This is a genomic window from Marinobacter sp., assembly GCF_039977835.1.
Taxonomy (GTDB): domain Bacteria; phylum Pseudomonadota; class Gammaproteobacteria; order Pseudomonadales; family Oleiphilaceae; genus Marinobacter.
In genome coordinates this window covers 1-11414 of sequence record NZ_JBDWCL010000059.1, presented here as the reverse complement: position 1 = coordinate 11414, position 11414 = coordinate 1, and the positions used below count along the sequence as shown (strand labels likewise).

Annotated in this window: 11 protein-coding genes; 3 read left to right on the top strand and 8 right to left on the bottom strand. The window is 49.8% G+C overall.

The window, feature by feature from the left end:
• Positions 1 to 129: 129 nt before the first annotated feature.
• The 8 genes from ABJM11_RS16690 to ABJM11_RS16655 form a co-directional block, all read right to left on the bottom strand.
• Complete coding sequence (locus tag ABJM11_RS16690) at positions 130 to 2352, bottom strand: peptidoglycan-binding domain-containing protein (protein WP_348294401.1); 2223 nt, start codon at positions 2350 to 2352, stop codon at positions 130 to 132.
• Positions 2327 to 2734 (bottom strand): hypothetical protein, encoded by a 408-nt coding sequence (locus ABJM11_RS16685; RefSeq protein WP_348294402.1) that lies wholly within the window; start codon positions 2732 to 2734, stop codon positions 2327 to 2329. Before ABJM11_RS16685 ends, ABJM11_RS16690 begins: the two co-directional genes overlap by 26 nt.
• 325 nt (positions 2735 to 3059) lie before the next feature.
• Positions 3060 to 3719 (bottom strand): hypothetical protein, encoded by a 660-nt coding sequence (locus tag ABJM11_RS16680; protein ID WP_348294404.1) that lies wholly within the window; start codon positions 3717 to 3719, stop codon positions 3060 to 3062.
• A 563-nt stretch (positions 3720 to 4282) separates the two neighbouring features.
• On the bottom strand, positions 4283 to 4600 hold the full coding sequence (locus tag ABJM11_RS16675) for a hypothetical protein (protein WP_348294406.1): 318 nt from the start codon (positions 4598 to 4600) through the stop codon (positions 4283 to 4285).
• Between the two features lie 209 nt (positions 4601 to 4809).
• A complete protein-coding gene (locus ABJM11_RS16670) occupies positions 4810 to 5181 on the bottom strand; it encodes a hypothetical protein (RefSeq protein WP_348294407.1) in 372 nt (123 codons plus the stop codon).
• Between the two features lie 72 nt (positions 5182 to 5253).
• Positions 5254 to 5862, bottom strand: coding sequence for a hypothetical protein (locus ABJM11_RS16665; RefSeq protein WP_348294409.1), 609 nt, complete (start codon positions 5860 to 5862; stop codon positions 5254 to 5256).
• 88 nt (positions 5863 to 5950) lie between these two features.
• On the bottom strand, positions 5951 to 6655 hold the full coding sequence (locus ABJM11_RS16660) for a hypothetical protein (RefSeq protein ID WP_348294410.1): 705 nt from the start codon (positions 6653 to 6655) through the stop codon (positions 5951 to 5953).
• Positions 6656 to 6700: 45 nt separating this feature from the next.
• Positions 6701 to 7336 (bottom strand): hypothetical protein, encoded by a 636-nt coding sequence (locus ABJM11_RS16655; protein WP_348294411.1) that lies wholly within the window; start codon positions 7334 to 7336, stop codon positions 6701 to 6703.
• Positions 7337 to 8131: 795 nt separating this feature from the next.
• Here ABJM11_RS16655 and ABJM11_RS16650 point away from each other — a divergent pair.
• The 3 genes from ABJM11_RS16650 (at position 8132) to ABJM11_RS16640 (ending at position 11219) form a co-directional block, all read left to right on the top strand.
• Positions 8132 to 8779 (top strand): PEP-CTERM sorting domain-containing protein, encoded by a 648-nt coding sequence (locus ABJM11_RS16650; protein ID WP_348294412.1) that lies wholly within the window; start codon positions 8132 to 8134, stop codon positions 8777 to 8779.
• A gap of 1136 nt (positions 8780 to 9915) precedes the next feature.
• The gene (locus ABJM11_RS16645; protein ID WP_348294413.1) at positions 9916 to 10689 is read left to right on the top strand and encodes an FkbM family methyltransferase; all 774 of its coding nucleotides are present in this window, start codon (positions 9916 to 9918) and stop codon (positions 10687 to 10689) included.
• 44 nt (positions 10690 to 10733) lie between these two features.
• Positions 10734 to 11219, top strand: coding sequence for a VOC family protein (locus tag ABJM11_RS16640; protein ID WP_348294415.1), 486 nt, complete (start codon positions 10734 to 10736; stop codon positions 11217 to 11219).
• Positions 11220 to 11414: the final 195 nt, after the last annotated feature.

Here is an 11414-nt window from a genome sequence, read left to right as displayed (position 1 = left end):
GCACGCTGAGGTCGCAAAGCGGACATTCAGGCGGATAGACCTACACTTTCCCTTGAAGAAATTCAGCTTCTTTTTAGGAATGTCCGCAGTAACGCGGTAGAACCCCTGAGCAACTAGACGATATCTAGGTTATCGTTTGATCAGTGCCATAGAGGTTTCTGCATCAATAGCACCCGTAACCGCCAGCCCCACGTCCTTCTGGAAGCTTCTCAGGGCTTCCATTGTCTTTCCTCCCATCAGTCCATCAACTGGGCCTGCGTTGTACCCAAGGCCATTCAGGCGGCGCTGTACATCGGACACAGGCAAGGAGCTGATCACGTTAAGCGTATCGATCTGCTTTACATGGTGAGAGCCCATGCTTTGAGCGTTGGGGTCGTGAAACTGGTTGAATGGCGCCTTGGGAAGGCCAATTGCCTGGTTGGCTATCGGGTAAATGATCGGCTCTGCTCGAATCATCCAGTCCATGGCCATGGTGACCAATTTATTGGGTGCTTTTTCACCTTCGACGTTCCCAACGGCAGCCTGGACGATACCGGTTTTAACCATCGGGTTTTCAGGCAAGAAAAACGGGAAACTGGCTACCACCACCAAAAACACGCTTGTTATCCCGAGCTTCACCCGGCCTAGGGGAAACGCTTTTGGCCGCTTGATATATCCGATGACCGCAAAGTGGTGAAATACTTTCGACATGGTGAACAACGAGAAGAAGAGACTGAGAACAAGAGCAATTGGGGGCACCACCATGGCCCGGACGGCATTCTTCCCCTGAGCCATCATCACTTCATCTTGCTGCATTTCGCTGACAGACTTCGGGATCCCTTTAAGCTCTTCAGCAACGGCATTCCAGGACATGGGGAGCAGTGCGGTCTCAAGGAATTCGGAATCGCTCAGTCCATACCCAACCGAAATGCCGGCACCTTCATCGCCAAGAACCGTTCGATAAGCCGATTGGACGCCATCCACTCTCATGAATTGGTTCTTGCTCATGCCGTATCTGATGGCGTCGGTGTCCAGCGCCCTGTTCACTTGCGAGACCAGTTCTTCTTTGAAATTCCGGGTTAAAGCTTTTCGAACAGACGCCTCTGTTCGCGGGACGCCGGATCCATCAAGGACAAGATCCTTGGCAGTCAGCTCTATGCCATTGTGACGTTTCGTACCGAAGTTGTTTGCGAACTGCTTGTGTTGGTAGAACTGGCGCTTATTCAGCCCCAAGGGAATGCCTTTCACGGTCAATGGAATAGGAGACGTGCGGCGCTTCTCTGGAGTGAGGTCGCTGTACACCAGACGCCCTACTCGCTCGGCGCTCCAGTCACATTGCTGATGGCCCATTTTCCGAAGGTCGCAGAATTTCAGCACATCCAAATCAGTCCCGGTGTTCTCTTTGTACCAACCGCCATTTTTTTCGTAACTGGCCCGGCAGGTCCGGTCCTTGTAGGTCGTCTTCCGCGGGTTGCATGCACTCGCAACGTAATAAGGTTTGAAGTACATCTTGGACCCAATGGCCTCGTAGACCGCCTTGGCGCCTGAGGCATAGTGGTAGTAGGCTTCTTGTAACTGGGTATTCATGCTCCGGTAGAAGTCGGTTTTCTTGGTCTCCGCCAGGGCTTTCTCAACATCCGCAGACATCGAAACCATCCCATCCCGGTACCTTTCATAGACTTCCTGGATATTGGAGTCTACTTGTTGATAGGCGCTATAGAAGTCACCTTGTGATTCCAGAGCTCTCCGGTGAACCATTGCGCCAACGATGCTTTCAATTTCGCGGGGGATGCGATCCACGATTTTGTCGTTGGATGCCATTAGCATCCCAGATATCGCGAGAAACGCTTTGTTTTCTGGGCGATCAGAAGTCTCTTGGGTAATGGGAACATCTTCAAGAATTAGAGTCCCATTGCGGATGGCTGGCTTCACCATTTGCAGGTAGGTTGCCGCGAAACGCTCCTCATCAGAAGACTTATCAACTATGGCCTTTTCAATGAGAAGCTCTTGCGAAACGTACATTACTCCAATCGCAATTGGCATGATCAGGCACAGGATGCCGAATTCCCGCTGAGGCTCGCATGGTCGCCTTTTGAATTTCATGACGAACACGCCGTAGATCAGAAACCCAAACCCGACCCCAGAGAGCACTCGCCCGGCGAGTTCGACGTTATCAAGACTTTCAGGATCAGAGAAAAGGCCACTTGCAACATTGAGCAGCGCTGCGTTGAAGCCAAACTCCAGAACAATGTAGGCAATTTCGAGGCACAAGAGAATAATAATCCACTTTTTCCACCTTGGATCGGGGCCAGCGTTTTCTGCCTCTTCGCCTTTGCTGACTTCACGATCAATTCCATTTTCCTCTTCGAGCATCTGACCTTTCCTGTTCATTTTGATCCCCACGATGAATTTGTAGATACTTCCAGAATTGCCCGATGTAACCCAATGCCTCTTCGCTGCGCCCTCTCGTCCATACGGCAAGCACAGTGAAATCCCCGTTAATGGTGAAAGGAAGAAAAAGCCTGAGGTCCTCTGTGTTCCAGTTCAGTGTTTCACTATTGCTGACCAGCCCAGGTACAGAAAAACTGCCGCTCCAATCTAACTTTTCAACTCGATGGTCGTTTCGAGGAAAAATGCCGATACCACGGTTCTTTGACCCACTCGGCCAAAGGTAAGAACCGGCCCACTCTCTATAGACAGGCGTCGATAGCGCAGCATCTTCGCTTTTTTGGACCACCAAGATACCAGCTTGCAAGAGATCTACTTCTGCAAGCTTTTGCCTCAGAGCTCCATTGCAGTTTCAGGTAACGACTTTCTTCAATAGAAACGGTTAACAGCGTATAAGTTTGAATTCGCATTAAACCGCAACGTCTTATCGCCGTCTAAAATCGGTCGTAAAGCGAACATTCAGGTTTGGCAATAAAGCTGAGCAAAGCGGCGACTTTGGAATGGCGACGACGGAGCCATGTAAAGGGCGTTCGGCAGCAATCGGCCGCGCACTGCTGCGACTTGTTAAGGCACAGAACTCACGTCCGAACTCCAGAACCGAAATCTAGAGGGCGTGCCTTACAGGTAAGGGCTTAGGCTGCCTGGGAGTGGGCTTTTGGTTTCTCAGATTCTTGAAGAAGCGACTGAAGGTATCGATCAATAGAGTCTTTAACGGTGTCCATGATCTTGCCACCTCTAACGACTTCTGTAATCCACATTGCGGCTACCCCAACGAAGAAACCACCGACTGCACCAGCCCAGTGTCCGGCGGCAATGTAACCTGCAACAATGGGAGCTAGAAAAGCAATCCACGAAGGGCCATTTGAGGCCTTCATGTTTAAACTGGTAAGCGTATCTTGCATCAACAAGGTCCGTGCCGAAGTCCCTGCATCGCGATTCACGATTCCAACTTTGAGATGGTATGAGCCATCCTCTTTTTTTTCGACTAGATCCACAATCGTTACTTGGCTTCCTGAGCGCAACGGCACTTTTGAATCGACGATTACCATTGTCTCTTCTCGACCATCGTCGGTCTTTACAAAAACAGTATCGATTTTCTTTGCAGTGCTTGAGATGCGTGGCGCAACGTAAATACCTGCGCGAGAGTCAACATAACCACTTGTACTACTTACACTGATCTGGTTACCCGACTGGATTTCTATCACTTCACCATGAATTGGTTTCAGCTCAAAGTTGCGGATTCCTTTGTCGCACTTAACAGTAAATTCCATACCTTCTTTTATTTCCTTCATGTGAATAGTAGTCAGATTGACTCACGTTGCCGTGGCTGATCCTAGCATTCACCACACGAGCTCTGTAGCCGGAACTGTCGGATTTTACGAAGTTTTACGGGAAAGAATCATTCCGACGCGTGTGCCTTAACCGCGATTAGGCCGAGCGCTTAATAATTGCAGGAATTTGACTACGTCATCATTACTGACTTTGAACCATCAATCACACTGTATATGAACATATAAAACAATAGCTTAGGCGAACACGACCGTCTCTGCCATGTAACGATTCAGCGCCTGCAATTTGCTCTGCGGATGATGCTGGATGAAATGGCTGTGATTAGCGTGGAGGCTCTAGAGAAAAAACTGACCCGAATGTTCGCTTTTGTTTAGGTATTGCCTGGAATGCGGGACGGTCGCAAAGCGAACGTTCAGGCTTACAGATCAAGGCCTGCAAACGAGCCTCCGCTTTGGGTATGGACTTTTTCTCTATTCGAGAGCAGGTCAACGACGCCTAAATCCTGCGCAGTTTTCAGTCTCTCAGACGCGTAAAGTTGGTCGAAGACCAGACGATGGTTAAGTTATTACGACATTTGCTTGTCGAGGTGTATGGATGCATGAAAACACCACCCCGCCATGTGTGGCTTAGAATTCTGATCGAATAGGTGTCCAACAATATCTAACAGGTGATATGCCGCGTTTTCAGGCTTCGCGACGCCGTAGTCCCTTTTCAACGAGGCTTTCATTTGTTCTGGGAAGAGGTTCGCCTTCAGTGTCGCTTTCATTTCAGCTTGAGAGGGGAAGTATTCAGTTGAGTTCTCGGGAAACATGTTAGTTGTTTCCGCAAGAGCTTCCATTGCGATCTTAATTGTTTTTGACTCGAATGAACTGAAAAGCCCCATTTTCTAATCCCCCTTTCGGTATTAAAATCTTATGCCTTGTGGGCATTGAGTTTTTATCTGGCCCCAAGCGTGAGATGTCTCGCGATTAGACTACCCTACAATGACGTTAGTCGGTCGCAAAGCGGACATTCGGGGAGAACGATTAACGCTGAGCACAGCGCCACGTCAGTGGCGTCCGGCGGCCATTGCCCGCGTACTGCTGCGACTTGTTAATTTTCTTCGAGGGTGCCCGTTGCAACCCAAGTTAATTGCTCACCAACAGCAAAGCCGCGGGCTAGCTTATAAACGAACCCGTCATTCCCATGCTCCAATACATCAACAGCCCCTCCGCTGTAGGTCGAACCATACTCATTTAAAAACTGGAGTTTCGGAGGACTATCAAACCGAACACCGTATTTTTCGGTGTATTCACCAAAGTGAGTTAAGACGATCTCACCCTTTACGACCTCTCTTTCATCGTTGGCAAAAGGGAAAACCTGAAACAGCCAAGTGGAGAGAAGCCCAGCCGCAACACTGGTCAGAAATACCCCGAGAATGTGATCTTTCAGAAAATTATTTACCTTGCCCAACTTGATTCCCACTTGAAAATTAACGCCTGGGCCCAGCCGCCGGTTTGGAGCAGCAGCGGAAAACCGGTCTGCTGGAGCCCTTTCTTAAGTCTTTGGTTGCACAGCTTTTCTAATATTTTTCAAATGCTCAGCGCCTTCCATTACCGATCCTGGGTCATGCCAAATATCCACCCACTCATATAGTCGTGCAACATGGTTATACACTTCACGCAACGATCCTATCTCAACGCGCGAAATCTGCTTTCCGTGAAAGATCGGGTTTCTGACCTCTTTATAGAGTTCTAGTGTTTTCTGAAACAAAGATTGATCTAGGTGCGCCAGACTTAGTTCAGGGTGGACTGCTGCTGGGGCTCTATCATATAGATTGATAGCCAGATTCCGCGCTCCGAAGCTAAACGGATTACGCAGCTTATGGCTGAACTCATTCGTGAACGTACCCAACTTCCCTGCGGTTATCATGAGTGCAAAAGGCAGATAACTTTCGATCCCCAATAGGGCTCTCTGGAGCAATAAGGTTGCAAAATCATCCGGCATCCCGAGCCATACCATATAAGGAGATTCGATTGGCTGAATCGGAGGTTTAAAGGCTTCTTCGCCCCGGGACGAGTGAAGGAACTCGAAGAATCGATTAAATTCTCTCCTGAGGTTCAAAATCGGAATGTTCGAAAACGTCAACCCATACATTTCCGTCATGGCCTCATAGACTTAACGCCCGCAGCATGCGCGGCTTTGGAGTGGAGGCGAAGCCGCAACGAAAAAGGCGGCGCCGTGCCTGCGAGTGTTAAGTATCACTTTCAATTACTCTCTTCGGGCCCGAAATTGCCCCAATCTCAGTGGCCATAATGTGTTCACCATCCGCGAGGATAATGCCTCCATAGATATGAAAGCGCCACACGGTTATCTCGGGGCGACCCACTCCCTGCGACCCTTCATAAATAACCGTACTATCGCCGAGATTCTCGAAAACTCGTTGTGCTGCACTCTTAGAAAATAGCTCCCGGTCAAAGTATTCCCGCCCATGATCTGAGAGGACAAGCGCTTGAACCGGGAATTGCTGGTCTAAGTAGATTCGCCAATGATGCCAAACCAAACCTTTGACAATATATTCAAATAACGCTTCTATAGCGCCTTCTCGAATGGGCAGCGCGAACGTATTCAAAGCTTTATCTCCTTGAATATGCCGTACACCACTTTGCCCTTCCCGTAACTCCCTATGCAACCGCTGGTTTTTGTCCAGTCGTTTGGGCACCTGCGAGGTAAGATTTTGGCCGGAATGCTTGTGCCGGCCACCAAATGGAAGAAGAGCAGTCAGATAGTGTTCCAGCTTACTTTTCTCGTTGTTGCACCTATCACATGTGGGGGCTTGAGGCAGATTAGCGCGATGCTCTTTGAGAAAGAACTCTCGTGCGAAAACGTGATCACCCGTCACGGCTGCCTGGACAGAGCAATATGCACAAGTTTTGTTTTTAAAACGCTTGCTCCCCATGGGTGCCCCTTTCTGTGAGCCCTAACCTAGAAGTCTGGACCAATGTTAGGCCCCAAAGTCACCCTCGCTTCGGGGGCATTTATCTACGTCGAGTCGCTGACCATAGAACACTTCGCCCTGTGCGTCCCGATGGAGAATGATAGCTTTGGCACCATAGGCAAGGTATCGCCAAGTAAATACGTTTTTACACACAAGATCGGACATCGTTAACTTCCGTGTGTAGTCAAACACAAAGTTCTTAACCATGTCAGCCGTTTCCAAACAACGCCCCGTGTTAAAACATGTCGTAGTCTCGGTGTCCCAAATCACGTCATAAATTAAAATACCCTTATCTAGATCAACCTTTGGCTCCCCTTGGTAAATCACCCCAGGTGGTTTCCCGTGTTTACCCATCGACAAGGTGCCGCTAGCCTGCCGGGCGCGACCGTCGAAGTCGTTTAGCAACTCAGCCATACTCTCAGGAGGATCAGCGTAACTTGGATCAAAGCTCTGGTTGCTCTTGTACAGCAAAGGGACTTTATCAAGATTTCCGTTGAATACTTCCCGAAACTCTTGCTGTGTCTCAGTTGGCCCTTCTGGAGCGGACTTAATATCTCTCGCTTTCGATGGCGATGTTAAGTGGTGATTTGTGCAACCAGTAATTGACAGGAGCGCGATGGCGCAAAGAAGGAGCTTTTTCAAAATGACACCTTTTAAAATGACAGGATAGGCTTTGAGCAGGGGCGAAACCTAAAAGAATCACTTCATTTAAGCAAGCTGGAAGTAAAAAAATAGAAGAGCTTTGATTTTGAGCCTTTTCCAGTCCGGGAGAGAGGGCCTCGAAGTCGCTTTCGGTGAGCTGTTTACCTGCTCCATCTAGCTAATGCGTTTTCCGCTTCAGCAGCTGTCTCTGTATGAGGAGTGCAGAACTGTTCAACTTAAACCCCAGAAATATTGAGGCTTCATCACCATGCCCAGCCCCCGGAAACCAAACGATTTTCACAACCGACTAACCGCATGCAATCTATTAATTGTTAGTACTGAACTATAGGAATGGTGGTCATCAGAAAAATGCCTAAGAAAACTCGGTGGAAACGTGTGGTTCTTGAGTGTTCGCTTTTGTTTAGGTATTGCCAAGGATGCGGGACGGTCGCAAATCGGACATTCAGATTCGGGGTAACGCCTGTGCTTTGTTCGCAAAGCGGTCCTTTCTTACGGTGCCGCGACTGACCGTTTTGACCACAAAACGGGCCTTTTCCTCGGCCGCGCGACCTTGTTCACTTTCCCCCTGTTTCCCTGGAAGATCTTCTTATTAAACCGCAATGCAACTTGCCCGTCCAAACCTGGTCGCTTGTAGTTCTTGTCGTCAACTTTCTTTACACGAGTACAGACGAGCTGAGTGACAGGCCATTGAATTAAAGGGATTTGACGTTTATGGCTCCACCGTTGCATGGACGCTATCCCGACCCACCAATGGAGAGGAACATCGAGATGTTAATGAGACTATTACTGAACAGTTTAGTGGCATTTTTTGTCTGGGGTGCGGTAAATGCTGTAGCAGCGCCTATTTACCTGAACGAATCAAGTATATCGGTTTCAGTAGGCTCGGGCACGTCGCCGGGTTCGTTTAACAACACCTTCTCAGGCGGCCAAACGATCAACAAAGTGATTGACGCGCCTAGCGCGACTTCCGAGGAGTTCCACAATCAAACAACACATATTTGGTATACAGCTGATGAGATCGGCGGGGGTCTGGAACTCTCATTTGACTTTGGGCAGGAGTACGATCTAAACACTCTGCACTTCTGGAATTACACAGGTGAAAACTTTGATGTCGACAATATCGCGTTCACCTTTTTCAATTCCGCGAATTCTCAGGTGGGCATTTTGGATGTTTTGCCAGATCTAGGCACTGCTCCAGGTATCACAGCTCAGGATATTACTCTGGCCGCTCCGTTAAACGTTCAATACGTTACAGCGTTTCTTACAGGATCCAACCGCCAGGTCGATTTTCAAAACATTGGTTTTACCGCAGAATTGTCGAGCCCAACCGATCCAAAACCCGTCCCAGAGCCGGGAACGTTAGGTTTGTTAGCCTTTGGCTTGGTCGCGTTGATGAGTCGCTCACGTCGGCGCAAATGCTAATGTGCAGTTTTTCCTGTTGGCCGCGGTTCTGTTTTGACCGCGGCTTTCTAGATACTGGAAAAGACTATTTTGATGCATGCCGTAAGCAACACTAGAAGATGGCCTTGTTTAGGTTCTAATCTCGTCAATTGGGCGGTTTTACAATGAATGATAGCTTCAGGTCCTGGGCTGGCCGGTATCTCTAATTTGCTTCTCAAATGGTGAAGCCGCCCAATTGAACCGAACACACTACCTCGCGCTTTGTTTGTGACGCCACTTGACCGCTTACCCGGATCATGAAGGCTCGCTTCCTAACCAACTCTGGGTGAACTGAGTGAGCAACTCGCGGCGTTGTTAACATTCGCTTTTGTTTAGCTGAGTTCAGAGGATGCCCTGGTCGCAAAGCGAATGTTCAGACGGATAGACAGACACTTTTCCTTAAAAAATTTCCGCCTCTTTTTAGAAATGTCCGCAGTAAAGGGACAGAACCCGTCTCAAGAAACCCCTGATCCGCTAAGCGCGCGCTGCGCCTTCGACTCGCAAAATTCATCGATCAAACCAAAGACCCCTTAGTTGCAGTCCTTATTTAGCCCGATAGCACGTCCGGGATCTTTCAATCACAAAGAAGGTATAGCTCATGTTTTACACCGTCCACGACGTCAGTAGTCGCTACAAGTTCTCTCCTAAAACAATATAGCGCTGGGTCAGAGGGGGGAAATTTTCCCAACCCATCAAAATTTGTCCAGATACTACTCGTTGGAAGGAAGAGGATCTTCAAGCCTTCGAGAAAAGTCTAGACTAAATCTGCCATCCCCAGGGGCCGTAGCTCGCCAATGCGATTTGGACGTCATTACACTCTCAAGGCGTGGCGCAGCCCCTCTTGACTCATAGTGTGCCACTTGGACCAGCCCTATCATTTCTGCGCAGGAAGCACGGTAACCCTGTAACCATTCCCTATTTTAGTCGCACCGTACATCGCTGCATTGATTAGCACTAAGGCGTTGACTACCATCAAAGTGTGCCAACTAGTTATTGCCATTTTCACGGGCTATGCGGCCAGCAAAAATGGATAACGAGAAGGGATTTTATATTCCCAATACGTACAGCCGACCAACAGAAGAAAGCATCCGGTCAGGCAAGCCCTAAAAGGGTCTTTAATGGAAAAGAATCCTGCGCCTACAGTGTCGTACGCACAGAATGCGGAGGACATCGTGCTCCTACGAGCACTTTCGCATGTCAAACGGGGCTTTTACGTGGATGTGGGTGCGTGGCACCCCAACGACGACAGCGTAACGAAGGTCTTCTACGATCGCGGCTGGTCAGGAATCAATATAGAACCACAAGCCGACCGAATGCAGGCTTTCCTGGCGGAGCGACCGAGAGACATAAACCTACAGCTTGCGGTATCAGACTGCCCGGGGCCGCTGCCGATTTGGGTGCCTCGATACTCCGCGCTTGCAACATGCCGGCCGGAATTGCTGGAACCCAGCATCCCTGACTATGCAGAGCCGGTGAAACATATGGTAGGGGCTGCCAGACTGGATCGCCTGTTGCGCGAGCACGCAAAAGACCGAATGATCCACTTCCTAAAAATCGATGTCGAGGGTTTCGAAGCGGCCGTGATTCGAAGTGCGGACTTCGACGCGCACCGCCCGCTGGTGCTAGCTGTTGAGGCAGTCTCGCCACACACCGGCGAACCCACCTGGTACGATTGGGAGCCCCGCTTGCTAACCAAAGGGTATCTGTTCGCGTTGTTCGACGGCTTGAACCGTTTCTATGTCCGCGAGGAATCGCACGAGCTGCTTCCGAAACTGTCCGTTCCCGCCAACTGCCTCGACAACTTCTTGTCTTGCCGGGAGATTACGCTACTGCACGAGCTGGCCGCTGCGCGCGAGCGTTTAAAACGACAGAGCATCGCCACGTCGATGTAATATTATGTGGCTCTACACAGACTAAAACGAATAAGGAAATAGCCATGAATGCAGGGTTTGCACACGTCGGAGTCTCAACGCATGACATGGAAGCTACAATCCACTTCTATTGCGATGTCCTCGGCTGTCGGCGCGTCGCGGACGAGCGTATTGAAATCGGCAAGGCTGGCGTCATCAGGCAGGTAAGCTTCGATGTCGGCGAGGGACAATACTTCGTATTCATGGAGGCCAAGGGCGTCGACGGCATAAACGACAGCTACGACACAAGTATTAACCGCGCCCTAGGCGTGCCGCCTGGCATGTATCACTATGCGCTAAGAATCCCATCCCTGGAAGAACTGACGGCTAAAGCCGAGGCCATCTCCCGCCACGGCATCGCAGTTTCTGAGGTTACCGACCTCGGTAACGCCAAGGCCGTCTTCTTACAGGACCCTAACGGCCTGCAGCTTGAACTGGCAGTCAAACTAAGGGATTTCGACGAATCTGACATCGGTCGAGTATCGCGGGGGGAGGTCGCTGAGAGCGGATAACACATAGTAAATCTGCTTGCGGCGGGAGCGATTGGATTTATGCCGACAAGCGCCCCCCCTCTGTCAGCCTAGTTGTCCAGTAGGCGGTTTCGCCTGAATTTAATAATCCAGGGGCGGCATGGGAGCATTCATGCCACGCTATTCCGAAGAACGAAAAGCCGCAGTGTTGAAGAAGCTATTACCTCCGCAGAATCG